The organism is Ignatzschineria sp. RMDPL8A (genome assembly GCF_029815055.1).
In the GTDB taxonomy this organism is placed as follows: Bacteria; Pseudomonadota; Gammaproteobacteria; order Cardiobacteriales; family Wohlfahrtiimonadaceae; genus CALZBJ01.
The window spans coordinates 1,219,506-1,245,919 of record NZ_JAPPWA010000002.1 but is presented as its reverse complement, the minus strand read 5'-3'; the positions used below and the strand labels follow the sequence as shown (position 1 = coordinate 1,245,919).

At 44.3% G+C, this 26,414-nt stretch carries 17 protein-coding genes; 3 read left to right on the top strand and 14 right to left on the bottom strand.

Going from position 1 to position 26,414, the window contains the following annotated elements:
• Positions 1-138 precede the first annotated feature (138 nt).
• The 9 genes from OXI21_RS07175 to OXI21_RS07135 all read right to left on the bottom strand — a co-directional run bounded on the left by OXI21_RS07175 (position 139) and on the right by OXI21_RS07135 (position 13,233).
• Entirely contained in the window at positions 139-834 is a 696-nt protein-coding gene (locus OXI21_RS07175) for a response regulator transcription factor (protein ID WP_279618878.1), read from the bottom strand.
• The gene (locus tag OXI21_RS07170; RefSeq protein ID WP_279618877.1) at positions 827-2,728 is read right to left on the bottom strand and encodes a type IV pili methyl-accepting chemotaxis transducer N-terminal domain-containing protein; all 1,902 of its coding nucleotides are present in this window, start codon (positions 2,726-2,728) and stop codon (positions 827-829) included. Before OXI21_RS07170 ends, OXI21_RS07175 begins: the two co-directional genes overlap by 8 nt.
• Positions 2,729-2,740: 12 nt before the next feature.
• On the bottom strand, positions 2,741-4,120 hold the full coding sequence (locus OXI21_RS07165; protein ID WP_279618876.1) for a NarK family nitrate/nitrite MFS transporter: 1,380 nt from the start codon (positions 4,118-4,120) through the stop codon (positions 2,741-2,743).
• Between the two features lie 165 nt (positions 4,121-4,285).
• Positions 4,286-5,527: a NarK/NasA family nitrate transporter gene (locus tag OXI21_RS07160; RefSeq protein ID WP_279618875.1), complete on the bottom strand. Its 1,242-nt coding sequence runs from the start codon at positions 5,525-5,527 to the stop codon at positions 4,286-4,288.
• A 373-nt stretch (positions 5,528-5,900) separates the two neighbouring features.
• Positions 5,901-6,584 carry a respiratory nitrate reductase subunit gamma gene (narI, locus tag OXI21_RS07155; protein ID WP_279618874.1) on the bottom strand — a complete coding sequence of 228 codons (684 nt, stop codon included), beginning with the start codon at positions 6,582-6,584 and terminating at the stop codon, positions 5,901-5,903.
• A gap of 29 nt (positions 6,585-6,613) precedes the next feature.
• A complete protein-coding gene (narJ, locus tag OXI21_RS07150; RefSeq protein ID WP_279618873.1) occupies positions 6,614-7,243 on the bottom strand; it encodes a nitrate reductase molybdenum cofactor assembly chaperone in 630 nt (209 codons plus the stop codon).
• A 3-nt stretch (positions 7,244-7,246) separates the two neighbouring features.
• Entirely contained in the window at positions 7,247-8,824 is a 1,578-nt protein-coding gene (narH, locus tag OXI21_RS07145; RefSeq protein ID WP_279618872.1) for a nitrate reductase subunit beta, read from the bottom strand.
• Between the two features lie 48 nt (positions 8,825-8,872).
• On the bottom strand, positions 8,873-12,559 hold the full coding sequence (locus OXI21_RS07140) for a nitrate reductase subunit alpha (RefSeq protein WP_279618871.1): 3,687 nt from the start codon (positions 12,557-12,559) through the stop codon (positions 8,873-8,875).
• A gap of 296 nt (positions 12,560-12,855) precedes the next feature.
• Positions 12,856-13,233: a hemerythrin domain-containing protein gene (locus OXI21_RS07135; RefSeq protein ID WP_279618870.1), complete on the bottom strand. Its 378-nt coding sequence runs from the start codon at positions 13,231-13,233 to the stop codon at positions 12,856-12,858.
• A gap of 187 nt (positions 13,234-13,420) precedes the next feature.
• Here OXI21_RS07135 and OXI21_RS07130 point away from each other — a divergent pair, with 187 nt between their 5' ends.
• Positions 13,421-14,647, top strand: a complete 1,227-nt coding sequence (locus OXI21_RS07130; protein WP_279618869.1) for a hypothetical protein — start codon at positions 13,421-13,423, stop codon at positions 14,645-14,647.
• Here the strand turns inward: OXI21_RS07130 and OXI21_RS07125 are convergent.
• Positions 14,613-15,758, bottom strand: a complete 1,146-nt coding sequence (locus OXI21_RS07125) for a hypothetical protein (RefSeq protein ID WP_279618868.1) — start codon at positions 15,756-15,758, stop codon at positions 14,613-14,615. The two genes, OXI21_RS07130 and OXI21_RS07125, sit on opposite strands and share 35 nt — an antisense overlap.
• 200 nt (positions 15,759-15,958) lie before the next feature.
• On the opposite strand from OXI21_RS07125, the gene OXI21_RS07120 reads away from it, so the two are divergent.
• Positions 15,959-16,105, top strand: a complete 147-nt coding sequence (locus tag OXI21_RS07120; protein WP_279618867.1) for a hypothetical protein — start codon at positions 15,959-15,961, stop codon at positions 16,103-16,105.
• Between the two features lie 79 nt (positions 16,106-16,184).
• Here the strand turns inward: OXI21_RS07120 and OXI21_RS07115 are convergent, their stop codons facing one another.
• Both OXI21_RS07115 and OXI21_RS07110 read right to left on the bottom strand, forming a co-directional pair.
• On the bottom strand, positions 16,185-18,170 hold the full coding sequence (locus tag OXI21_RS07115; protein WP_279618866.1) for a hypothetical protein: 1,986 nt from the start codon (positions 18,168-18,170) through the stop codon (positions 16,185-16,187).
• A 19-nt stretch (positions 18,171-18,189) separates the two neighbouring features.
• Complete coding sequence (locus OXI21_RS07110; protein ID WP_279618865.1) at positions 18,190-21,879, bottom strand: hypothetical protein; 3,690 nt, start codon at positions 21,877-21,879, stop codon at positions 18,190-18,192.
• Between the two features lie 206 nt (positions 21,880-22,085).
• Between OXI21_RS07110 and OXI21_RS07105 the strand changes: the two genes are divergently transcribed.
• The gene (locus OXI21_RS07105; protein WP_279618864.1) at positions 22,086-22,976 is read left to right on the top strand and encodes a WYL domain-containing protein; all 891 of its coding nucleotides are present in this window, start codon (positions 22,086-22,088) and stop codon (positions 22,974-22,976) included.
• On the opposite strand, the gene OXI21_RS07100 is transcribed toward OXI21_RS07105, so the two are convergent.
• Complete coding sequence (locus OXI21_RS07100) at positions 22,966-24,375, bottom strand: deoxyribodipyrimidine photo-lyase (RefSeq protein ID WP_279618863.1); 1,410 nt, start codon at positions 24,373-24,375, stop codon at positions 22,966-22,968. The two genes, OXI21_RS07105 and OXI21_RS07100, sit on opposite strands and share 11 nt — an antisense overlap.
• 1 nt (position 24,376) lies before the next feature.
• Positions 24,377-26,410 carry an FUSC family protein gene (locus OXI21_RS07095; RefSeq protein ID WP_279618862.1) on the bottom strand — a complete coding sequence of 678 codons (2,034 nt, stop codon included), beginning with the start codon at positions 26,408-26,410 and terminating at the stop codon, positions 24,377-24,379.
• Positions 26,411-26,414: the final 4 nt, after the last annotated feature.

Here is a 26,414-nt window from a genome sequence, read left to right as displayed (position 1 = left end):
TATACTCAGAGCAATCAGAATCAATTTTAGATTGAGCAGACACAAAAAAGCCCTTTCAGAAGATTTTACAAAACTGAAAGGGCTTTTTTTATGGATCGATTCTAATTTTTTCTAATTTTTTTCTAAATCTGCGATGAATCAATCCGCTTGAATATTGAGCCTAACCGCGATCACCGCTGCTTGGACACGGCTATTAACGCCCAGTTTCTTTAAGATGTTTTGCACATGAACTTTGACGGTATTTTCGGCGACATCCAAAATCCGTGCGATCTGCTTATTGCTCTCGCCGGTGGCGATATAGCCCAAAATTTGGCGCTCGCGACTGGTTAATTCAGCCACTTTCGCTTCATCTTCATCGTGCGTTTCCGCCTCATCCGTGCTCTCACCTGGCTTTGCGGTTTTTGAAATCAGCTGATTGACAAGTTTTTGCGTCATCTCTGGTGAAAAAACCGTATCGCCGCTTAACGCTTTATTAATCGATTCAAGGAGAAAATCGGAGTCCACATTTTTGAGCAAAAATCCGCGTGCCCCAAGTTGCATGCATTCAGTCAGATCGCTTGCATCTTCAGAGACCGTGAGCATCAAGACCACCTGTTCAGGATTGATATTCATCACCTGCGCGAGCGTCTCTTTTCCGTTCATAATCGGCATATTTAGATCGAGCAGAACGATGTCCGGATTGTGTTTGGCCATCTGCTTGATCCCCTCGAGACCATCGGCGGCTTCGGCGACAATTTCATACTCAGATTCACGCTGAATGAGCGACTTTAATCCGCTTCTAAAAAGGGTGTGATCATCGATAATTAAAATCTTAATCTTCTGATTATTACTCATGCTCTGCCTTTGCCTCTTTTCTTGGAATAATTAAACGAAGTTCGGTGCCCTCACCGGGTTCAGAAAGAACGGCCAACTGCCCGCCAATCTTCTGCGCCCGCTCTTCCATAATCAAGATTCCAACGTGTTCCAAGGATTTCTCCGTTAAAATCTCTTCTGCAAACCCTTGCCCATTATCAGTGACGCGGATGATGTAATTTTTCTCATCGGTGTAGATCTGGAGCGAGACTTTCGTCGCGTTGGCGTGCTTGCGAATATTTGAAAGCGCCTCTTGAATAATGAAGACTACCTCCAATTTTTCCTTATCGGAAAGATGAATATTGGACGCATCCACCATCGCATTGACTTCTATCTCAGTTTGCGTTTTAAAGCGTTTAATCAGCTCTTCTAAATGGTATGAAAAGGATTCAAGACGAAGGGGCGTTCTAAAATTTAACAACAATTGACGCACATTTTCGTAACTCTCTTTCACCCCATCTTTAATAAAAGCAAGATTTTCCCGCGCTTCCTCTTTATGACCATTTTTAAGCGCTTTTTCAAGCATTTGCACCTGCCAATTGAGGAAGTTTAAAATCTGTGCAATGGAATCATGCAGGTCTTGCGCGAAGATATTACGCTCTTCTAATACCGCCATTTTACGCGATCTTTCCATCAAGCGCACGCCACCAATGGCAACGCCTAACTGATTGCTCAGTGAATTGAGCAGGTTTTTCTTCGCCTCTGAAAAGGCTTTACCATCATGACTAAAGAGCGTCACAATCCCAATCTTCTCCTGATCGTAAAAAATCGGGAAGATATTGAGCGCTTTAAATGCACCCTCTTGACATGGTGGTGTCTTTTCAAGCAGATCCTGGATCGCCATCTCTTCTGAAATCGATTCTGTCTGTGCAAATTTCCCGCAGTAGCAATGATCAAAATGTTGACAGCGCACCGAATTTTGCAGATCTTCCGAGAGATTGACCTCTGCAATGAGCTTCATCTTTTGATCATTATAATCATGCAGACGAATCGCACCGGCATCGGCATGAACGATCGGCATAATGCTCGCTAAAAAGCCTTCACAGATGATCTTAATATCGTGCTGATTGTGCAAATAAGAGGTGATCGTGTAGAGCGATTCAAGCTCGGAATTGCGCTGTTTTAGATCTTGGGTTTGCTCCTCGATCGTCTCTTCCATCCCGCGATAAAGCGCCTCTAAACGAGTGGCCATTTTATTATAACCAATGCTTAAAAGCCCAAACTCATCCTCACGATTATTTAAGGTTTCACGATAGGAGAAATCCCCTTTTTCCGCCAATGAGAGCGCATAATTGAGACGCTGAAGCGGGCGAATAATAAGGTGAAACAGAATATAGAGCATCGTCAGCGAACCGGCAACCACTAACACAATTAAGAGATCTTGGTAAAAGTGAAGCCGCTTTAACGTTGATGCATTACTCGTTTCCACCATTTTCACAAGCGCATCAATCTCACTGATAAAGGCATTGGCCTCAGTGTAGGTAAACGGGGTGCCATCATTTTCAATAAGATTGGGTAGGATTTGATCTTTCCATGCTCGCAATACCGATTCTGCCTGCCAATAGATGGGATCTTCTTGGGGCAGCATCAGCGGCCGTTTCGGATCGCCTTCGACAATCCCGGTTAATACATTGGTAAAATCCTCGACCGCATCGAGTACAGGTACTTTATCGTCCGATTGATCTAAAATGACGAGCCGATAGACTCGCATTCGCAAGCTACCGGCATCGTTGATCGCTCCTCCTGCCCCCTCAAGCTGCCAAAGCAGAGAGAGGGTGAAGAAGATCGCCAATAAAGCACCGAGCCACCAAATTGTGGTGAGGATAAAAAGTTTGGTTGAAACCTTTTTCCGGAGGGGTAGCTCAGTAAACGCCATATTATCTATCCTTTAACATTTGTAACGCGCATTTTTACGTGCATAGTACCAATAATTTAATACGATACAGCTGATGTAGAAAATTATAAAGCCAATTAATGCAGTACTAATACTTCCGGTTAATTCTAGTGCAATTCCGTAGCTTTTCGGGATAAAGAATCCGCCATACGCTGCAATCGCCGCACTAAATCCAACTACTGTTGCGCCCTCTTTGGCTGCGGTTTTTTCCGCTTCTGCTTGTGTTACTAATCCCGCTTCCGCGCGATAGCCGTGCACTTTTGAGAAGATAATTGGAATTTGCATAAAGGTTGAACCGTTACCAATTCCAGTCAGTGCAAAGAGCGCCATAAAGGAAGCGAAGAAGCCGACGAAGTTACCGGCAGCGCCCGCGGTTGGGAGCGATGCAATGACGCCGCATACCGCAAAGACCATTAAAATAAAGACCCAATGCGTGACTCGCGCGCCGCCTAATTTATCGGAGATCCAGCCGCCCATCGGACGGGTAATCGCCCCGATCAGTGGTCCTAAAAAGGCTAAATGAAGCGCATTTTGATCGGCAAATTGATTTTTAAGTAAGAAAGGAAACGCTGCCGAAAATCCGATAAAAGATCCAAAAGTACCGAGATAGAGCCAGCACATAAACCAGTTATGTTTGCTTTTGAGAATCGAGAGCTGATCTTTCACGCTCGCTTTCATGAGGCTCAGATCATTCATGCCAAACCAAGCTAAAATGCCCGAGGCCACAATAAAGGGGGCCCAAATAAAACCGGCATTTTGTAACCAAATGGTGTGCGTTTCGCCGTTTGTGACAATTTCTTGCCCGCTTCCGCCAAGCGCGCCAAAGATACTAAAGCCGACCGCAATGGGGATTAAGAACTGCATGATTGAGATCCCTAAATTCCCAAGCCCTGCGTTCAGACCGAGTGCGGTACCTTTTTTCGCTTTGGGGAAGAAGTAGCTGATATTGCCCATGCTTGAGCTAAAGTTACCGCTACCAAATCCACAGAAAAGCGCGAGAATTAAGAGCGTGCTGTAGCTTGTTTCAGGGTTTTGCACCGCCATTCCTAAGCCCACGGCAGGAATTAAGAGTAGCAACGTCGAAAAGGCTGTCCAGCGACGTCCACCAAAGATTGGCACCACAAATGAGTAGAGAATTCGAAGTGTTGCCCCAGAGAGTGCCGGTGCACCGATGAGCCACGCCTGCTGGTTGGCTGTGAGATCAAAGCCGATCTGCGGGAGATAGACCACGGTCACACTCCAAAGTTGCCACACAATAAACGCCAGTGCGAGTGCAAAGATTGAAATCCAGAGATTGCGACGGGCCACTTTTTTACCGGTGGTTTCCCAAAATTCGGGGTCTTCCACGCGCCAATCAGTTAATAGATATTTCATGGTAAATGTCCTCATAATTGAGTCTAAAAATTAGGGCTTGAAACGTTGTATTGAAAAAGCCTGAGGAATGATCCGTTTGAGCGCCCTATCTCAAAATCGGCATCATTCCTCGTCGAGTGTTTAATTGTGTTGTTTAAGTTTAATCATGCTTTTAACCGTGCTGGGCTACTCTTCATTGAGCGTTTTGCGTGACCAAGCAAGATAGATGAGCGCCACACAGGTTGTGCCAAAAAGAAGCATAAAGCACGATGAGCGAATGCCTGTTAAATCTAACGCAAAGCCAAATAAGATGGGGAGTAAGAAGCCGCCTAAACCGCCTGCTAAGCCCACAATACCCGATACTGCACCGATATTTTCATCGTAGTTGTCCGAGATAAATTTAAAAACGGACGCTTTCCCCACTGCCATCGCAACGCCGACCACAAATAAGATTGTGGTAAAGACGTAGATGTTGAGTGAGATATGGAAGCCCACATCCCCGCGAGTGGTTTCCACAATAAAGTCAGTTTTTGGATAAGAGAGAATAAAGAAGCTGATAAAGCAGATCCAAAGCACCGCAGCAGTTACGCGATAGGCCCCAAATTTATCGGAAAGCCATCCACCAAAGGCGCGAAGCACCCCGCCCGGCATTGAAAAGCACGCTGCTAAGAAACCCGCGGTGGTTAAAGGAAGTGCAAACTCCGCGCGATAATAGCTTGTTAACCAGAGCGCAAGCCCCACATATCCGCCAAATACCACACTATAGAGCTGGCTATAGCAGAGCACTTTGGGGTCTTTTAAGAGTTTAAATTGATCTTTAAGCGATGAATTTGCGTGCGAAATATGTTTTTCATCGTGGAAGCTAAAGAGGAAGAAAAAGACAAAGGTAAAGGCGATCATACCGGCATAGACTTTCGGGACTAAATGCCATGTACCCAGTGCAACTAACGTCGGTGCAATGAGCGTATTGATCGATGATCCCATGTTTCCAGCGCCAAAGATTCCCATCGCTAAGCCTTTACGGTGTGGCGGGAACCATTTTGCCACATACGGCGTTCCAACGGAGAATGATCCGCCGGCAAGCCCCATCACTAAGCCGATCCCAAGAAGTGCGTAGAAATTACTCACCGATTGAATCATATAGATCGGCACAATTGAGAGCGCTAAGAGCCAAAGAAAGACTTTACGCCCGCCGAAACGGTCGGTCATCATACCAAGGGGGATACGGATAAGTGACCCCGATAACACCGGCATTGCGGTTAAAAGTCCAAATTGAAATTCGTTAAGGCCAAGCTCTTCACTAATGGGAATCGCAATGACCGAAAACATGGTCCACACCATGAAACACATGGTAAATGCAAAGGTACTGCTCGTAAGGACAGAATACCGTTTAAAGTTGTCTGAGAGTTGATTACGATTCAATAACATAATTGGGTTCCTTTTCTTGTCTATCAGAACGTATCCTCAATTGTTAATGAGGGGTGCGGCACCTTAAGCCGATGAGAACCTAAGATGCCGCATAAGGCCCGGTGCGTAACAGGCCTATTCGAGGGTTATGGTTTGTGTTTATCGAGCGAGCAATCCTTTTTCGCTTGATGGGGTTACTGTAACAACCCTTGTCAATCTAAGATATTGACCTCATTAGCTAATGGGCGAATCTTTATGATTAGTCCCACTAATTACTTCGGATTAGCTCTTCTGCAGCGTCTAAGGATCTCCATACCCTAATCGATATCCGCCACATAAAAAAAGGACTAATCCGGGTGAGATTAATCCTTTCATTGCATCTAATGGCATTTGATTAACGGCGGCGAACGATTTGGCGTTTACGGCCAAGGTAGCCCACCGATGCAAAGCCACTCCAAATGTGGACTAAGCGGGTAAATGGGAAGATAACAAAGAGCGACATTCCCATAAAGATATGGCATTTAAAGATGATGGAAGTGCCTTCAATAAAGCCCGCCGCACCGCCTCTAAAGGTGACGATATGTTGCGCCCAGTTCATCAGTTTCACCATCTCTTCCCCGTCCATGTGGCCCGCGCTCACAAAGATTGTGCTCAATCCAAGGAGAAGCGTTACTAAAAGCCAGATTAGAACGAGTTTATCGCGCCAAGTGCTGTTGATGTTTAACCGATCGTTACTAAAACGGCGATGGATCAAGATACCGAGCCCAATTAAGGTCATTAAACCGAAGATGCCGCCGGCGGTCATGGCAACGATCTGTTTAAGACCGTGGCTCACACCGAGAAAATCCCAAACCGCAACCGGGGTTAATAATCCCACTAAATGCCCAAAGAAGATACAGAGAATCCCCACGTGAAAGAGGTTATTTCCAAGACGGAGATTGCCCTCATATAAGAGTTGGCTACTCTCGGATTTCCATGAATATTGCTCACGCTCGAATCGAACTAAACTGCCAAAGAGGAAGATCGCGAGCGCTATATATGGATAAATTCCAAAAACGAATTGATGTAGTGTGTTCATGCTAAGCTCCTACTAATTTAAGCGAACATTTAATGGCGTTGGATACAAGGCGGAAGCCCTGGCGTTAAGAGCGGTTCAACCCCCTCATTACTCACGCCGAACATATCCATTGCCTCATCCATATCGCGCACCGGCGGATCAATGAGCGGACGGGGTTCACACGGACTCATATCGACAATCACATCAAAGAGTGGTGCGTACGGATTGCCATTCTCTTTGAGCTTACCGCCCACATGATTAATCACGCTCACCGCATCGGCTAAAATTCGGCTCGCCACCTCATTATCCACCTCAGAGAGAAACTCTAAAACAAGGGGGAGATAATCGGGAAGCTCGTTCGCTTCAAGGATTAATCCATGCGCTTCATAGGCGGCTACAAGATCCACCATCGCCCCGCCACGGTCACGGTTTTCACCATGAATGTGCTCAAAGAGATAGAGCGCTTGCGAGCGATTTAAATCAAACGCATTCACATACTCCATCTGCAGTGCTAAAAGATCGGTCTCTTCAAGATGCGTTAACACCTTATCAAGCTCCGCCTCATAAGCTTTGAGCACAGGCAGCTCTAAGACTGCCTGGCGGATTTGAGGAAGGCTCGTTTTGAGCTCATCACTTGGGTAGCGCAGTAAAATCGACACTAATTTAAACAGTAGATGCATGATTTACTCCTTATTAGCTTCCGCTTTTTGGGCTTTCAGCTCTTTAATTTGTGCACGAAGATCGTGGAAAATGATCGGTGAACTTTTACGTTTGCCAAAGAGCGATGCTTCAGAACGGCCATCTGAACAGCCATTACCAAAACTAAAGCCGCAGCTTGCTTGATCGTCAAAAGCATATTCTGCCTGCTCTTTATGATTGGTTGGAATAACGAAACGATCTTCATAGTTCGCAATCGCCATCACTTGATACATCTCTTCGATCTGCTCAGCGTTTAATCCAGTCCCGGTCAAAATTTCCGGATTTTTACGATTAAAGACCGACTCTTCACGCTTAAATTGACGCATCGCAATCATGGTGTTGAGCGCTTTTTCGATCGGCTCGATCTTACCCGCGGTTAACAGGTTTGCAAGATAGCGAAGTGGGATACGAAGCTCGTCAACATTGGGTAAAATGCCATCTTTATCGCGTTTGATATCGCCTTTATTCATCGCGCCTTGGATCGGAGATAGAGGCGGAATGTACCAAACCATCGGCAATGTACGATATTCAGGGTGAAGCGGGAACGCCACTTTCCATTCCATCGCCATTTTATAGACCGGTGATTTTTGCGCCGCTTTAATCCACTCCTCATCAATGCCCTGCTCACGTGCCGCTTTAATTACTTTCGGATCGTTTGGATCTAAGAAGAGATCGAGTTGCGATTGGTAGAGATCTTTCGGATCTTCAACGCTCGCCGCTGCTTCTATCTTATCGGCATCGTAGAGCATTACGCCTAAGTAGCGAATCCGCCCAACGCAGGATTCTGAACAAGCAGTTGGCATACCGGCTTCAATACGGGGATAACAAAACGTACATTTTTCCGCTTTGCCGCTCGTCCAGTTGTAGTAGATTTTTTTGTACGGACAGCCCGATACACACATTCTCCAACCGCGACATTTGTCTTGGTCAATGAGCACCACACCATCTTCTTCCCGTTTGTAGATCGAGCCCGATGGACACGACGCCACACACGCAGGATTTAAACAGTGCTCACAAAGACGTGGCAGATACATCATAAAGGTGCGTTCAAACTCGCCGTAGATCTCTTTTTGAATGCCTTCAAAGAGCTGATCTTTCGAGCGTTTTTCAAATTCACCACCAAGATCATCTTCCCAGTTAGGGCCGTGATGGATTTTCTCCATTTTTTGACCGGTCAATACCGATACGGGGCGCGCAACCGGTGAGGTTTTCATCGATGGCGCGTTTTGAAGATGCTCGTAGTCATACGTAAATGGCTCGTAGTAATCATCAATTTCCGGCATATTGGGGTTTGAAAAGATGTTCGCTAAAACTTTAAAGCGCACCCCTTGTTTGAGTTCGATTTTGCCATTGCGTTTACGAACCCAACCGCCTTTCCATTTCTCTTGGTTTTCCCACTCTTTCGGAAAACCGATGCCTGGCTTGGTTTCTACGTTGTTAAACCAGGCATACTCAACGCCATCACGGCTTGTCCAGATATTTTTACAGGTGACCGAACAGGTGTGGCAACCGATACATTTGTCTAGGTTTAGGACCATGCCTATTTGAGCTCTAATTCTCATTTTTATACCTCATTCATACTATCTATAGATTCGTGGGTGGGAAGCGGATTACTTCGAATCCGCTGGCTCATCAAGCCAATCCACACGATTCATCTTGCGAACGACGACAAACTCATCGCGATTTGCCCCAACCGTTCCGTAGTAGTTAAACCCATAAGAGAGCTGTGCATATCCCCCAATCATATGGGTCGGTTTGGTCACCGCACGGGTCACTGAGTTGTGAATTCCGCCGCGATTTCCGGTAATTTCAGAACCGGGTACGTTAATAATTTTCTCTTGTGCGTGATACATCATGGTCATTCCTTCAGGAATCCGCTGACTCACCACCGCACGCGCCGTTAAGGTTCCGTTGACGTTGAAGACTTCGATCCAATCGTTATCGACAATGCCTGCCGCTTTCGCGTCCGATTCACTGATCCAAACGTGTGGGCCACCGCGTGAAAGGGTTAACATGCGAATGTTGTCAGAGTAGGTACTGTGAATGCCCCATTTTTGGTGCGGCGTTAAGAAGTTCAGCACAATCTCTTTATTGCCATTGTCATATTGACCAATCACTTTCTGCGTTGTTTTCAGATCGATCGGCGGTTTGTACACACAGAGCTGTTCTCCAAAGCCACGCATCCATAAGTGGTCTTGATAGAACTGCTGACGACCGGTAATGGTGCGCCATGGAATCAGCTCATGAACGTTGGTATACCCTGCGTTATAACATACTTCGTCGCTCTCAATCCCAGACCAAATTGGCGAGGTGAGAATCTTACGCGGCTGCGCTTGAATGTCTCTAAAGCGGATTTTAGTATGCTCGTTCGGGTGAGAAAGGTGCGAGTGATCACGTCCTGTGGTTTTAGAGAGCGCATCCCACGCCTTCACCGCCACTTCCCCATTTGTTTCGGGTGCCAGTGTTAAGATCATCTCAGCTGCATCAATGGCAGTATCTAAGCGAGGCTGATCTTTGGCAACACTGTCGCCCCCTTTGACTTTATTGAGTTTACGGAGGAAATCGACTTCCTTATCGGTTTTCCAATTCATCCCTTTACCGCCGTTGCCCACCTTCTCAAGAAGCGGTCCAACGCTGGTAAATTTGTCATAAATCGCGCCGTAATCCCGCTCAACCACGGTAATTTTCGGCATAGTTTTCCCTGGAATCGGATCACATTCACCTTTTTTCCAATCTTTTGGATCAAAGGGTTGACCAAGCTCTTCGGGAGTATCGTGCATCAGCGGGGTTAAGAGCACATCTTCACGAACGCCTAAGTAATCTTTCGACAACTCAGAGAATTTCTTCGCAAGACCTTTATAGATCTCCCAGTCGGTACGGCTCTCCCAAAGAGGATTGACCGCTTCCGATAAGGGGTGAATAAAGGGGTGCATGTCCGAGGTATTCATGTCGTCTTTTTCATACCACGTCGCCGTTGGAAGGACCACATCTGAATATAGGCAGGTAGTGGACATTCTAAAGTCGAGTGTCACGAGAAGATCAAGTTTCCCTTCAACCGCCGGGCGCACTTTAATCTCTTTTGGTTCAATGCAGCCGTCCGCGTGGCTCTCATCGAGCGCATTTTGCGTTCCTAAGAGATATTTAAGGAAATACTCATGCCCTTTTGCTGATGACCCTAAGAGGTTCGAGCGCCATACAAAGAGGTTGCGTGGAAAGTTTTTCGGATTATCCGGGTCATTACATGACATATCTAATCCGCCAGATTTTAACTGCTCCGCCACAAAGCTCGAGGCATCTTTACCGGCGTCTTTCGCCATTTTCGCCACATCAAGTGGGTTTGTGGTCAATTGAGGCGCCGTTGGTAACCAGCCCATTCGTTCCGCTTTCGCGTTGTAATCAATTAGGCTCATGTTTTCCATTTTGCCCATCTGATTCGGTGCCATAATTTCGTCAACCCCTAAGGTTTCATGACGCCATTGGCCCGTATGGTTATAGTAGAACGATGTCCCGTTCATTTGACGTGACGGACGGTTCCAGTCAAGCCCAAATGCAAGCGGTGCCCAACCGGTTTGCGGACGAAGTTTCTCTTGCCCAACATAGTGACACCAGCCACCACCACTTTTACCGATACAACCACACATCATCAGCATATTGATAATACTGCGATAGGACATATCCATGTGATACCAGTGATTTAGACCCGCACCAACGATCACCATACTACGTCCTTTAGTATCATGAGCGTTTTGCGCAAATTCACGCGCCACTTGAATCACATCTTCCGGTTTAACGCCGGTAATTTTCTCTTGCCATTTTGGCGTATACGCCGCGTCATCAAAGTAATCTTTCGCAGCATTTTGATCCTTGAGACCGCGATCGATGCCATAGTTGGCTACGGTTAAATCAAACACTGTAGTCACAAAGCATTCATTGCCTTCATGATCAGTAATGCGTTTCACGGGCACTTTATGAATTAAGATCTCATCTTGGTCTTTCTCAAAGTAAGGAAATGCCACATCTAACACATCATCATGGTGATCCATCACCGATAATTGCGCTTGATACTCACGCTCGCCGGCACGTTCTTCTAAGTTCCAGCGCTGACTGCCATCCCAACGGAATCCAACGGAGCCATTTGGTACCACAAGTTCGCCCGTTTTTTCATCAATCACAAGCGTTTTCCATTCGCTATTTTGTTGCTCGCTCACCTCGCCCGCTAAATGCGATGCGCGTAAGAAATATTCTGGCTCATAAGTATCGCCATTTTTAACTAAACGAACTAACACCGGCATATCGGTATAACGGCGGCAATAATCTTGGAAATACGGAGAGGGATTGTCGATGTGGAATTCTTTTAAAATCACATGACCCATCGCCATACCCAGCGCAGCATCGGTCCCTTGTTTTGGTGCAAGCCAGATATCCCCGAATTTTGCCATCTCACCAAAGTCACTGGAGATCGCAACGGTTTTGGTCCCTTTATAACGCACTTCAGTATAGAAGTGAGCATCGGGCGTACGGGTCATCGGAACGTTTGAGCCCCAGACTAAAAGATAGTTTGAGTTGTACCAATCGGCACTTTCAGCAACGTCAGTTTGCTCACCAAATACCTGCGGACTTGCAGGTGGTAAGTCACAATACCAGTCATAAAACGAGAGCGGCACCCCACCAAGAAGCGACAGATAGCGCGTTCCGGCAGCATAGCTCACCATACTCATAGCAGGGATAGGAGAAAACCCAATAACACGATCAGGGCCGTACTGCTTAACAGTATATGCGTTTGCTGCTGCAATAAGTTCATAAACCTCTTCCCAGTTTGAGCGAACCATACCGCCTAAACCCCGTTGAGATTTATAGGCCTTGAGTTTTTCCGGATCGTTACAGATCGCCGTCCATGCGCTGATCGGATCTTTAGTTTGACGCTCTTCACGCCAAATTTCAGCCAATGCCCCACGCAGCATCGGATATTTTACCCGTTGTGCTGAATAGACATACCAACTGTACGATGCCCCACGAGGACAGCCGCGCGGTTCATGATTGGGAAGATCGGGACGGGTGCGCGGATAATCGGTCTGCTGCATCTCCCACGTGATCAATCCATTTTTCACGAAAATTTTCCAGCTACACGAACCGGTACAGTTCACTCCGTGAGTTGAACGCACTACTTTGTCGTGTTGCCAACGACCGCGATAACCTTTTTCCCAATCACGGCTTTCGTTACTGACCGTACCGTGACCGTCGGAGTAACTCTCTTCTTTCTTAATAAAGAAGTTTAAACGATCTAAAAAGTGACTCATATTCGTTTTCCTTACTCATTACATTAATGATGGTCTTACTCTACCAACCTGCGTCAATCTAAGATATTGACCGCATTAGCTAATCATCGAATCTTTATAATTAGTCCATCTAATTATTTGTGATTAGTCCTTTTAGCATGAGTGTAAAACGCCAATGTCACCGCTTTGCAACGTGCGACTTTCACCTCTTTATTAACATCACGATTTTAGGCACAAAAAAGAGACATAAAAAAAGAGCGCTCTTGGCACTCTTCCTGTTTTTATAAGGGTTTTCGTAACGCCCGTTATTCAAGGCACTACTCCATTCCCGCCTCGACCTTTGCCCAATACGCTTCAATCGCCGGAAACAGTTCACGCTCTTCAAAGCGCGTGTGTGAATTTAACCGCTTCCCAAGCTCGACATAGGTTGCCGGATCATTTTCCGTTAAGAGATGACGGAGATCGCGGTGATCATTTAAAAATTGCAACAACAGCGCACCGCTTGAGGACATACTATTGAGGATCGGAATAATCAGCTGTTCCTCTTCAAAAAAATGAGTGAGTAGCCCCTCTCGCTCAGCAAGTAACAATTCTGCGGTCGCTTCGTCAGTGGGGGCATTTTGCAGTTTTAGCGACAATTTTAATGCGCCGTGATGTTCCTGTGAAAAAGGGATTAGACGTGGATCACGTTTCATAATTGGCCTCCTCTAATGAGTTATGTGTAAGGAATGAATCCATCTTACTGTGTAATCCGCTGATTTACCTACAGATAAATCAATTATTCATTTGTCTGTTATCGACCATTCAAATCGAGCGTAAAAATGGGGTCTTATTTCAGTGATTTATTTGTAATCGATCGCCCAAACTTTTAAAATAGGAGGATTGACGGTAACGCAAGGACGCAGAGTGAAAAACAACTCATTTCAATGCTTAGATCCCAAATGGCAAGGCTGGGTACAGCGCCATCGGCAGGCAATTTCAGACGGATTTGAATTCGATTTTGTGGTGCGCGTGCTCTCAAAATTGAGCAGCGTCTCCCCCGATGATGTCACCCCGCAATACCCCTTTGTTGATGGCCAAAACCGCAATCGCCGCATTGATTTTGTCATTCAAAATGGCACCAAAGGGCACTTTTTAGCCATTGAACTCGATGGCGCTCGACGCGGTCAAAATGAGCTCCAAGCGCAATGGGCGGATTTTTTAAGTCGTCAAAATGATCTCTTAGAGCAGGTTGGCCCACTGTTACGTTTTTCCAATAGTCAGATGTTTCGCAATTCAAGCGCGATCATTGAACGCATCAATAAAACGCTCTACTTCCAAGCGCAAAAACATCTCGAAGCCAAGCAGCTCAAAGAGCAACACGACACCCTTGAGAGCGAAACTTATCGGCTCAAACAATCCCTCCGCCAAGCTACTTTCGAGCTAAAATCCTTAAAAGAGAAATCAAAATCGGCGCAAGATTCCATCAATCCCGATGCCTATAACGAGATGCAACAGCGCCTCCACACGATGGAGACCGCCAAACAATCTCTTGAAGCGAAATATGAGCGCGATCTTGCCACCCTTGAGCAGACCGCTGAAAAAATTGCCCAAAATCGCACCGAACAGCTCCAAAAAGCGAAAGACGACACCGAACTTAATCTCAAAAAAACAAAAAAGGAAAATCAGCTGATGCTCCGCACCATGTATATTTTAACGGGGATCATTGTGATCGCGCTCGGCGCTGTCTTTTTTAAACTCTCTAATATGGAAAAAGAGAGCACACCGACACAAACAAGTATCAATGCCCCCGCCCCGATTCAGCCAATCAAACGTGCCTCAATCAGCGCTAAAAATGCGCGCCACTATATCGGGCAAACCAAAGAGGTCTGCGGGAAAGTGGTTCAAGTGAGCGACTTTAAAAAAGGCATCTATCTTAATTTGGAAGAAAATTACCCCAATCAAGCGGCCACTTTTGTGATCTGGGAAGAGCATATTCCCACCATCACTCGTGAAAACGCTTCGCCCTATCAGCTAAAATATTTTGAGGTGTGCGCCTACGGTAAAATTGAGGAATATAAGGGCGTTCCGCGCATTAACGTCTCGCCTGCGTCGTTTCACGTGCAGTAGTAAAATAGGTAATCGGGGTGATGGTGCGAGCGAGCTCAATTTGCAGCAACATCAACGCCCCAAACACAAGCAGCAGATAGGTGCTAATCAGATAGGTCTGTCTCAGGTCGCCCGTTAACAAAAAGAGCGCGCCGCCACAACCGATCGTTAATCCCAATAAGAGCACAATGGCCGTTCTACACGGATTTTTCGGCACGAAATGTTTTTTTAATGTTTCAAAATAAGAGAGCATTAATCCAAATGCCACAAAATTCATCATAATGCTAGAAAAAAGATCGATCGAAAGCAGATCACGCGATGTTACGATAACCTCGCCCGCGCCCATGAGTTTATGTGACACCACGACAAATACGAGCGTTAGGATCACCGCAATAATCGCCGTAATAAAAATGCGCAGAATAGAAATTTTCTGATAGCGCACTCCTGTTAAGACAGTTCGCCAAGCGAGATATTGCAGATAGAGAAAGACTCCGACGCCCGCGCAAACAAGAAGCGAAATGATGAGTACATTTTTAAGATCTTCGCTTGCTAGACTATGGAAAAACGCAGAGATAATCGCCGCCCCTTCCAATCGAAAAAAGCCCAAAAAGAGCAGCGCCGTTAGTGAAAATGCAGTGATTGAGTGGCGCTTTTCAAGGGTGAAAACTTCTTTCTCAGCGCGCCAAATATGCATCCAAGTCGCCGAAAGAAATTGAAAGACTTTCCAGATAATAAGCCCCCACAAAAACGCAGCGATCATCGAGAGCATCACCAAAATATACGGGGGATAGGCCATATATTCAATGCCTAAAACAAGATAGACCGCCCACCCCTCAAGCGCGTTTAATTGTATGTTCCCGAAGTAAGTGAGCAACGAAAACACCAATGCATAGCCGATACTGCGCGCATCCAACATTTGAACTCGCTCATGCACACCAATCACCCACAACACCATCGCCAAAAATAACGCCATCACCCCACCTGAGAGCAAAACCTCGTGACCATATTGCGAAAGTGCGAGCGTAAAACTCACATGGGTTGTCATCGCGGTATAAAAATAATCCACCGATGCAATGATGAGATAAAAAAGTATCGATAATCCCGATAATATCGAGATGGGCAAAAGACGCATCACTCCCCCTTACAGGCGCAGATTTAAAATGGGTTAAATAAAGTATGACACATTGATCTATATGGGAGATCGCAAGAAAACTCAAGCCCGAATCGCCCGCTTCTTGAGCTCCATCTATATTTATCCACGAATCGTTTCTTATTTGCCCCATCCCCTCTTTTTTCAGTACAATGATCCCCTATTAATGATAAGGAGACTCCATGAGCAATAATGACGATTTAGACTTCGAATTCGACTTAGATGATCTCTACAAAGATGTGCCGAAAAATTCCGATAACCCCATCGCAGCCGATAGCCCCGAGGTAATCGAAGACACCGGTTGCGCCGGCGGTGCGTGTACACTCTAAGTGATGCGCATAAAGCATTCATGATCATTTAAACTGACACAATAAAACCCGCGTTCATCTGATGAGGCGGGTTTTTGTTTTAAGCATTGAGTTTCTGGTATTCGCGCAAATGCTTAAAGGGAAAGGGATATACGGTTGAATTTTTATGCCGAATGTGAAAGTGCGTCATCATCTCTAAAAGAGCATCCGGAACACTTTCAGCATCGGTAATAATCCGCCGAAGCACACAAAATTGCGAGACTTTTTCCTTAATGTTTTGAGCACCCACATAATAGAGTTTTTCGCGATTATTATAAAAAAGACCAAACGCGGCATTCATATAGCCCTGTTTCCCTTGTAAGGAAGCACCTAAGAGTATCCTTTTTTCTGCATAGAGCCAGTCAAAAAAAGATTTCGCTACCCCGCGATAAAAAAGCGCATAGGCACCCCTTCCCCAATCTTCCTTAAAATATCGTTTCTTTGAAAGGTCCAACAACCTCTCAAGGCGTGCTATTAAATCTGATATCTGCTCATCACTTGCCTTAATATCTAATTTCGAGGACTTCAAGAGCGCTAAGAACTCTTCAATCCACTCTCTTAAAATACCCGTATCATGGCCGACTTCAAGTTCTTTCATCACCTCACTAATTGACTCAAAATCAGGCAGTTCTACATAATTGGTCTCTTGGATAATATACGACGTGCCACTCTTTTCATGGCATATTGCATACTCCCATTGATCGTCCTCAACGATCGGAAGTGTAATCAAAACCTCATCAAAAGAATCATCATTTGGCGAAATAGAGCGATAACTTAATTGACCCCCTTTTACCTCAAGTAGATGATGCCACGCTTCTTTCTCTTTCGTTTCTTGTCCGTCTGCATCAAGTATGGATCGCATCTCCCGCTTGATAAAAGTCCAAGTACCTTCGAGCGATATTAATAAAAATTGATTCCGTAAAATTTCTTCTTTAATCGCAAATTCTTTCTTACACGCCTCATAAGCCTCAGTCGACTCAATATTTTCAACCATAATCGACTGAACAACAACGTTTTCTCTATGTAGATCCTGATATGGGTCCTTCCTATAACGATCGGCGTAATATTGGGGTGAATGATGGATCACTAAGTTAAAGGCCTTGGGATCTAGCTCTGTACTTATGGCATAATTGAGCTGATCTTTTTTAACAAATTCAATTAATTTACTCGGATCAACGTCAGATAAATTCACAATATTAAATGGTCGCATACGTATGACAGAATCAATTTTCTTATAAAGATCATTGATCTTTTTTGAGCTGAAATAGACCCGATAATCACTCTCGATCGTTTCAAGTTGATAGGTTATATAACTCCCTAGATAGCGTTTCACATCATCTAAAAATAGCTTCAAAACACCTAACTTACTTTGCCAAAAAAGATGTGGACGGCTTCGGTCTAAAGAGACTACTTGACTCTTCATTCGCTTAGTTTTATGCCCTCGACAAATAAAATCCCCTTTCAGATCTTTCTTCATCTCTTGAGAAAATTCATCAAAATGAAATCGCGGTAACCGCGCTACTTTGGGTGGCAAAGATCCATCTCTGTTTTGGTAATAGGCAAGAGGTATAAATGTTGTTCCTGTTAAATTTACAACAATCGTCTCCGCTCCTTGTTGATCTTCTTCCAAAACAATTTGGAATGTTCGAATAATCGGAACACCACGATCTTCTTCACACTCAACAAGATAGTAAAGCCCGAGTTTTTCGCAAAACCGTTCCTCGGAGTCGGATAATACAGGCAATGCACCAATCAGTAATCGCGCTAAATGCAGAGGCTTTATGTTGCGCGGGTCTTGCTCTCTAATAACAAAATGATCATCCTCTAATCTAGCCGCTCGCCCCTGCCCTTTAGGTAATAAAACATAATACGCATAGCCCGCCTCTTTAGACAACGACAAGGGTTTTATTTCCGCATAAATTGCATTAATCACCCGTCCAAAAGCCCCATATTCAGGATTATCATAGCGGATTAGCAACACATCAAAATCTTGACAAATTCTTTCATACGAAAATGTAACTGCCATTCGATTTATTTGAACATCCATTTCCTCTCTCCTTTTAAGGTTATTTATTTTGAAGCCACACTAATAGTGCGCGAATATTATCGGATGCGATTTCCCCATTCTCTCCTTCAATCAAAGCTGGAATTTCTATGATCTGACTGTCATTTGGCAAAGCCGGTTTAAATGTCTGATCGTAATATCGTACCTCTTCAGCCTCTTCAGAATGAATATTGCATACAATCAATTTCTGATAAGGTAGCGCTCTTAACTTCTTGGCCATTTTCTCTATCTCAAGCATTCGATCAGCCTCATCTCGCATACGCCATGCCTGTAAATTCCAATGTTTAAAATCAATTAAAACCGTCTGGTCTTGAAATGTGAGAAGTCCGTCAAAACGCTCGTAATGCTCATTAGGCAATGCAGAAATCATGCAACCTTGTGCCTGTAAAATCGCACGACCGACCTCTTCCCCTAAGGCACCTAAATAGATATTAATAAACATCGGGGGTGTTAGTAGATAACGCGCGCCCGCTTCCCACGCAGTCGCAAATCCTTGCGTTTCAAAATGGTCTTTAACGATTGGGTTTTTCATAAAAATGGGGAGCTTGGAGGCCGCCTCACTCACTGTTCGCTTTATGTTGCCATCTCCCGGATTAATGTATTTAAAAAATGTATATTTGTGAATTTCATTCTCATTTTTAGGCGCTGAATACTCATATTGATCCGCTATATTAGAATGAAGATAAAAGTCTTTTTCGATCGGCTTAGAAACTGATGCAGGTATTCTTAATACGGCATAACGAAGTGCTTCCCATAACGCCACGTCTTTTTCTTGAGGCTGATGCTCAAGCCCTCTTAATCGTTGGTTAATATATTGATATCCTCGTCTAGTATGAAGAAGTGCTAAGTTATGCTGGCTCTGCTCCTCTCGAGTGATCAATGATGGCGCTTGAAAACTCTGCTCTTGTGCTAATTTCCTTAACGCAACATATTCATGCGTTAAAATCGCTGACTGCCGATTATCTTGCGCAAGAATCGGGGATAAATCTTCATCCAACAATAGTAAAATGGTATCTCGCTTAATCGATGTTCTCGCCGTGCGCCCAACGGCTTGCTCAACCATTCGATACACCGAAAACAATGCGTCCTCCGAGCAGTTCGATCCAATATTTGTGTTATACCACCTCTTTTTAGCCTCTCCACAGGCATTATCCATATTGTTTGCCGTTAAAACAGTATTACACCAACTAGCTGCCACATTTGGACTTAAAAATCGCCCCTCTTGAAGAGAGAGCCCATAATGCATCAACCTCAATTGGTTACTAATACGATTTGCTCGATCATCAATGGAAATCAAATGAGTTGGCTTTTGTAGGTAAATAGCATCAATATCGGTATAGAGATCTTCTCGCTTTCCAACATTATGCAACGTGTTATTTTCATGGATATGATTAAATTTATACTTAGGGTTTTTCCCTGAAGACATCGTCGCATACGTAGTAAATACAATAACCTTTCCCGAATGATTCTCTAGATGAGCAATCACGTCGGTTTCAAACTTTCCTTGCTTTAAATAAGCGGCATTAACACCCAACACCAATTTCGTATCAATCTCTTTTTTCGCAGATAAGTACGCCACATACCACTCTAAAAAGCTTGCTAGGCACGCCTCTTTTTTATTTGTATATTCCTTATCCTTAAATGCCAACTTAACGATTCCAGCATTTAACATCAGCATCATATAGCGATTATTAGGAGCATCCAGGAATGCCTCAATTGCGATGCAAATCTTACTTAATTCTCGTAGAGAATGATCATATTGATGAACTTTTTCAGGCTTAAAAAATGCTCGATAAAACACTTCCTGATGCGCTATAGGCTTGCCTCTCCAACGAGCAATGAGCCCCTTAATATGATTAACATCAGTGACCACTTCACGCGCATCCAAATTAATCTTCGCATGATGATAATTACGTTCCAAATTGTAATAATCTTGGACAATTTTACGATCATCAGACGTTAACTCGATCCATCGACTCCCGAGCCGATGAGCAAGATGCTTCATATCAAAGTTATGGATGACACTTTCACATTCAGCGGTAGCACTCACTCCCAAAATATTGCCCCCTGCTAAGACCCAATCACCGAGCATACCTGTCGGAGTTCGAGCAAATCCATGCTGTCTAAAGAGTACTGAATCGATCACATTTTCATGACGATCCACTTCGATTAAATTTAATCCTCGAATATGGTAATCACCAAGATTAAACTCTTTCTCTTTTTTTCGTCCAGTGTGGTGAAGTAAGAGTGCTTTCATGTGGTCGACTAAATGAAATAGATGAAGATGCTCTAAAACCGTTGCTATAATCGCATCAGGTGCATCTTCAGGCTCATGCTTATTGAGGCCATTTTTTGACTTTCGCTTCTGCTCTAAACTTGCCATATTTTTTTGGTACTGCTCAACCACATTCTGCATCAAATAGAAAAAATCACGGTTGGCAAGTTTTTCCATGGCGCCAATAAACTTAGGAAAATCCACCTCATGCGCCCCAATCTCACCTTTGATACCAATTTCATGAAAATCATATTTCTGATTGGTTTGAAAGACCAGTTTTTTCTCAAAGCTTGTGATATGGGTTGCTAGCTTGTCACTAAAGAGCAATACCTGTTTCTTCGAGTTCTCTAATCCTTTATGCAGTAGAAAACTGCACTCTAAATGATGCGATTCATAAAACTCTCTCACCTTTTCAAAATATGCTTCAAGAAGCACATTAATCCCATCATACTTAGGCTTCTGAGGAAGCTTGGCAGTTTTTGAATGAGCATATATTGAGCGTATAATTGATAGAATATCGATCTCATTGGCTCTAGTTAAATGATCTAAAATTTCAGCTTGCTGACGATCAATCTCATCAATAATGAGATAATTCTCGGATAAATTGGCTGAGGGATAAAACTTTTTCGTTGTCTGATGGAGCCCAAACATAAATTTTTTCGTAGTCATAAACACGATACGAACACGTCCAATCTCGGGTTCTAATAGACTTCCTGGGATTAGGTTTTTTAATAATCGAACCTGCCCTTTTAACTGATTTGTTTGATCCTTTTTTAGTTTCTTTTGAAGGTGCAACACCAGCCTTGAGTAAGCCTGTGACGCTCTCTCTGCTAGCTGATCTTGGAAAATTTTTATATCGCTTTGATTCCCCTTAATTGAATTAGCCGCATAGTACTGCGATCGCACCTGATTAAGTCCATTATAAAGCTCCTTTGTTTTATCTACTTCAAATACCTCATAAATCCGCTCAAGCACATCACTATACTCATCAAACATAGTGTAGAGCGTCGTCGTATTGTTAGGTGCATATAAAATCGACTCTTTCAGAAGATTTTTTTGAGCACTCGAGAATGAATTAATCTCGTCAATTCGATCTAGCAAATCCAAATAAGCATTATGAACATTATCCACCGAATTGGTGATGTAGTAGCAGTAACGAGGCGTATACTCACCCTCTGAATTTAACTCTCGCTCAATCTCATCAAGTAAAAATTGTAGCGCAAATGACAGCGTATTATACGTTTTCCCAATCCCCGTCGGAAATGGCAACGCCAAAAACTGACCTGATTTAAATTCATGAGAAGATTTATAAAACTTACGCTCAATCAAATCGTAAATCGGATTAGCAAAATCGATTTTGGGAACACCCCCTGGAAATAACCCCTCTAATGTGCGCCCCCGAACTGACTTACTCATACACCTTCTCCCTAAATTTATATTTAAACTCGCTGAGCAACAATAAAAAACAACAATATAACAAAACAGTATCATAATAAACTTAATAATCAAGTCATTTTGATTTGACTAAAGGATTCAATACCTCTTTATATCGTTTTAATACGCTTCTTAAGGGCTTTTTGATATGATGAATGAATTACTCATTAACGAGCTTTCATCTTGCTATGGATCAGACCATTTCCCTCTTTCAAAACCTCTCAAATCGATTACGATATATTGAATTTTGCTTAATCTATAAGGGATTCGTAACGCGTGCCGATCTTATTGAAAAATTCAATTTAAGTGAAGCCTCAGCCACTAGAGCAATTAAGGAATATATTGATCTAAGCGATCAAAAAAATGCGCAATTTAATAAAGAGACGAAAGCCAACGAAATCACTCACGCCTTTAAACCGCTCTTTACTATCTCTGAAGAAGAAGCGCTCTATTGGCTACAACTGGAAAGTGTGCCCGAGCTTAATCAATTGCTCGTATATGGACTGCCAAAGATCAATCTCCCTGAGCAGGCCGCATTAGCTCCCATCATTCATGGGATAATCCATAAAAAGTGTGTGAAAATAACTTATTTATCGCTTAAAAGTGGCATGTCTAAAGAACGTATCGTTGCACCGCACGCACTTTTTAATGATGGTTTACGACTCTATATCCGTCTATTTGATCGAAATTACAGCAAGTTTATCGATATGTCTCCAGCGAGAATTATGAATGCTGAATGCTTAAATGAAAGTGTTCAACCTCATGAATCACCAACCAACGACATTTTTTGGAATGAAGAAATTGAACTCTTATTAATGCCTCACCCAAAATTAAATCCAAATCAAGCGGCTGTAATCGAGTATGAATATCAAATGGTTCGTGGCAAACGAAAAATCAGTGTTAAAAAATCAACCGCTAACTACTTTTTACGGGTCTGGAATGTGGATTGCTCCGAATCTGGAATGCTCAATCCCCAAAGTTATCACCTCTGGCTAGAAAATCGACACGATATTCTGAGTCATTTAAATCCTATGGCTCCGGGATTTCAAAGCATACCCTCGACAAACCCTACACCTTAAACAGCTCCAACGCTTTTAACCGTTGCGTTTTATGATCAACGATTGGATCTGGATAATTGAGCGGCTTTTTGTGGGTTTTACTGAGCCACGGGGCGTGGATGGATTTATTATCAAGATGGGCAATTTCTGGGACATATCGGCGAATAAAATCACCGCTTGGATCAAATTTTTCTGACTGGGTAATGGGATTAAAAATACGGAAGTACGGTTGCGCATCACAGCCGGTACTTGCCGCCCACTGCCAGCCGCCATTATTGGCCGCAAGATCAAAATCGAGCAGCATTTTAGCAAACCACGCCTCGCCCCAGCGCCAATCGATTAAGAGATCTTTCACTAAAAAACTCGCAACAATCATGCGTAAACGATTGTGCATATAGCCACTATGAAGGAGTTGTCGCATCGCTGCATCAATGAGCGGATAACCGGTCTGTCCCATTTTCCAGCGCTCAAACCACGCCTCATTATTCTCCCACTTAAGATCGCGATATTCTTCTTTAAAACTCTCTCGCACCACATTGGGATAATGGGTTAAAAACTGCTGGTAAAATTCGCGCCAAACGAGCTCTTTCAGCCAAATTTGCGCGCCTTCACTATCCGCCTCTAACGCAAGGGTCACTAGATGCCGAATCGACAATGTTCCAAACCGTAAATGCACCGACAGGTACGAAACGCCCTTTTTAGAGGGAAAATCTCGCGCCAGATGATAGCGATCGATCCGCGTTAAAAAATCTGCCAATACGACTTGCGCACTTGTTTCGCCCCCGCTAAGTAGTAGCGTTTGCGGCGTAAATCCTAATGCCTCAAGCGTTGGCATTTCAGGAGGTGATTGAAGCGCTGTAGGAAGCGCTTTTTGGTTATCTGCCAATTGCGCCCAATTATCCTGTTGACAATCGATCGCACCCGCATGCAGTTTAGCCATCCAACGGCGATAATAGGGGGTGAAAACATGAAATGGCGTCTCTTTTTGCGTCATCACCTCATTTTTTGCAAAAATCACCTGATCTTTTACCTGAGTAAACGCGATTCCAAGTGCCTCTAAACAGTGAGCAACCTCAGTATCCCGCATAATGGCACTCGGCTCATAATCCTCAGCCGATACCACCTCTACCGCCCCTGTTTTTCCTGCCAATTCCGGAATGATGTTTTTTGGTAGGCCCTTCAAAACATAGAGAGGAACGCTTTTTTCAGCAAGTGATGCTTTTAATTCTGCAACCGTCTCATGGATAAAAGAGAGCCTTCGATCTTCATTTGGAAGCGGATCTAAAATCTCACGATCAAAGATAAACACCGCAACCATCGGTCTTTTTTGCTGAACGGCATATTGAAGCGCACGATGATCAAACACCCGAAGATCTCGGCGAAACCAGACGAGCGTTGTGGGAGGCGTACTATGCGTCATATTATTGATCTGCAAAATTGGATTGATGATGATCTAAAAACACCAACAGCGCACGAATCGCGGCGGAAAGCTCCCAGTAGTTCATGCGTTCGGCGTCATTATGGGCGTTTTTCTCATACTCTGAGATTAAGGAAAGCGCCTCCTCAAATTGCTCATATTGAATGGCAGTTTGGAGCGCATCGGGGAGTGCCCAGCGCACCTCGTTATTGGAAAGTGCGAGTTGTTGACGCAAAATAACAAGCGTTAAAAACGCATAGGATAAGAACCGAGCTTTGCCGTAGGATTCTGGAATAATACGCGCTTTATAGATCGCGCTATAGAGATACGCCTCGTAATCCCGCACCGCTTTCGGCGTGACATTCTTTTCAACAAGGGTAAATTGATGATTAATGCTCTCTAAAATACGTTCAATTTTCCGATCATCAGAGCTTGGGCGAATGATATTAAAAATCATTAAAATAATCACCAATGCAATCACTACCGAAAGTGCATTATTGGCAAATTGAGCGAAATTATAGGTCATCGGATTGGCAAACCCGATCAAAAATACTGACGAGAGCATAAAGGCATAACCGATCAGAAAACCGATGAGCGAACGGATCTTAATCATCGCCGCAAAAAAGTAGATCGGGAGCACAATCAGCATCGCCGGCAATAGACCATTGGCTTTAATCAACACGCCAAATTTAAGCATATAGGCGACCGGCACCGTCATAAAAATGGTGAGTACGAGCGTCACCGTGAGGAGTTTATTAATCATCGGATAGGTCGCCCCGAGCGTACAGATCAGCCCGATTAAAACGAGCAGAATATAGCCCGTTTCCCACTGCGTTCCCATCCAAAACGCCATCCCGGCAATAATGCTTAAAAACGTTCTCGCCCCATTAATGAGCGCCTCTTTTCGGTCACTATAATAGATGCGAATGCTCGGAATATAGAGATCGGCGCGATCGGTATCGGGGGCCCTTAATGCCAATAGATCCATCAATTTATCATCGAGCTGTTTGACAAAATAACGCCCTTTACTGCTCGAGAGTAAGGCATCCGGCGCGACCGGTTTTGTGGCCAGTTTCCGCTCCCGCGACCGTCCTTTTAAAAACCACTCACGCAGCCTATCGAGATAATCAATCATCGCTTCCCGATCACTTTTGAGCAGATCATGCTTCATCGATTCAAGCGATAAAACGCCGGACATCGCAGTAATTAAGCGGTGGCCATTTTGATAGATCGAGAGTACTTCATTGCGCTCCGTCGATACCGATAAAAAGCTCTGAAACACCCGATCCCGAAAATCCATCAGATCCTGAAGCGTCGATTTATATTGCATCGCAAAGGCTTTATGATCCTGCCCCGGCGTTAATAACATCTCATAGAGCTCGCGGACTTTAAAACGTTTGGCGCGAAGTTTATGGCGAATATCGCGGTGCTCTAAATAGGCAGGCCACAACATTGAGATAAAAAAGGCAGTGACGAGCCCAATCCAAATCTCTAAAATCCGCGCTTGCGAAATTTGAAACACCATATAGGACGATGGAATCACCGAGAGGCTGAACCCTAAAATCGCCGAAGTATAGCCACAAAGCGAGAAACAATAGGTGAGCATCGAGCTTCGCGCACTGGCCAAATAGGCACACAGCGCGAGCCAAAATGCCATATAGATCACAAATAACCACTGATCATCGAGCGCGTAGGCGGCAATAATATTAACGCTAATCGCCCCAACGACCGTACCAATGAGCCGTGCAATAAACTTCTCAAGAAGCTCACTTTGCGTTGGCAAGGTGACGATCATCACCGTCATAATCGCCCAATAGGGTTTATCGGTTTGCAGACGAAATGCCACAAACCACGCAAGCGCAATCCCTACAATCATTCTTAAACCATAGGAATAATTTAGGCTCGCAAAAAAGCGATCAAGCCCTTGGAGCATCGCTAGCCCTTTTTCACGTCCCGTCCCGGTTGGCTCTGCCCCGATTTTTTCGGTCTGGACTTCGTCCATTTCCTGCGCTCTCGGCGCTGCATCAAGATCCTTCATAGAT

Excerpts from the sequence above, each read along its gene's own strand:
- OXI21_RS07175 (WP_279618878.1), bottom strand. The coding sequence starts at position 834 with ATGAGTAATAATCAGAAGATTAAGATTTTAATTATCGATGATCACACC.
- OXI21_RS07115 (WP_279618866.1), bottom strand. The coding sequence starts at position 18,170 with ATGGATGTTCAAATAAATCGAATGGCAGTTACATTTTCGTATGAAAGA.
- OXI21_RS07100 (WP_279618863.1), bottom strand. The coding sequence starts at position 24,375 with ATGACGCATAGTACGCCTCCCACAACGCTCGTCTGGTTTCGCCGAGAT.
- OXI21_RS07135 (WP_279618870.1), bottom strand. The coding sequence starts at position 13,233 with ATGAAACGTGATCCACGTCTAATCCCTTTTTCACAGGAACATCACGGC.
- OXI21_RS07105 (WP_279618864.1), top strand. The coding sequence starts at position 22,086 with ATGGATCAGACCATTTCCCTCTTTCAAAACCTCTCAAATCGATTACGA.
- OXI21_RS07165 (WP_279618876.1), bottom strand. The coding sequence starts at position 4,120 with ATGAAATATCTATTAACTGATTGGCGCGTGGAAGACCCCGAATTTTGG.
- OXI21_RS07170 (WP_279618877.1), bottom strand. The coding sequence starts at position 2,728 with ATGGCGTTTACTGAGCTACCCCTCCGGAAAAAGGTTTCAACCAAACTT.
- narI (WP_279618874.1), bottom strand. The coding sequence starts at position 6,584 with ATGAACACACTACATCAATTCGTTTTTGGAATTTATCCATATATAGCG.
- OXI21_RS07125 (WP_279618868.1), bottom strand. The coding sequence starts at position 15,758 with ATGCGTCTTTTGCCCATCTCGATATTATCGGGATTATCGATACTTTTT.
- OXI21_RS07160 (WP_279618875.1), bottom strand. The coding sequence starts at position 5,527 with ATGTTATTGAATCGTAATCAACTCTCAGACAACTTTAAACGGTATTCT.
- OXI21_RS07140 (WP_279618871.1), bottom strand. The coding sequence starts at position 12,559 with ATGAGTCACTTTTTAGATCGTTTAAACTTCTTTATTAAGAAAGAAGAG.
- narJ (WP_279618873.1), bottom strand. The coding sequence starts at position 7,243 with ATGCATCTACTGTTTAAATTAGTGTCGATTTTACTGCGCTACCCAAGT.
- OXI21_RS07120 (WP_279618867.1), top strand. The coding sequence starts at position 15,959 with ATGAGCAATAATGACGATTTAGACTTCGAATTCGACTTAGATGATCTC.
- OXI21_RS07095 (WP_279618862.1), bottom strand. The coding sequence starts at position 26,410 with ATGAAGGATCTTGATGCAGCGCCGAGAGCGCAGGAAATGGACGAAGTC.
- OXI21_RS07110 (WP_279618865.1), bottom strand. The coding sequence starts at position 21,879 with ATGAGTAAGTCAGTTCGGGGGCGCACATTAGAGGGGTTATTTCCAGGG.
- narH (WP_279618872.1), bottom strand. The coding sequence starts at position 8,824 with ATGAGAATTAGAGCTCAAATAGGCATGGTCCTAAACCTAGACAAATGT.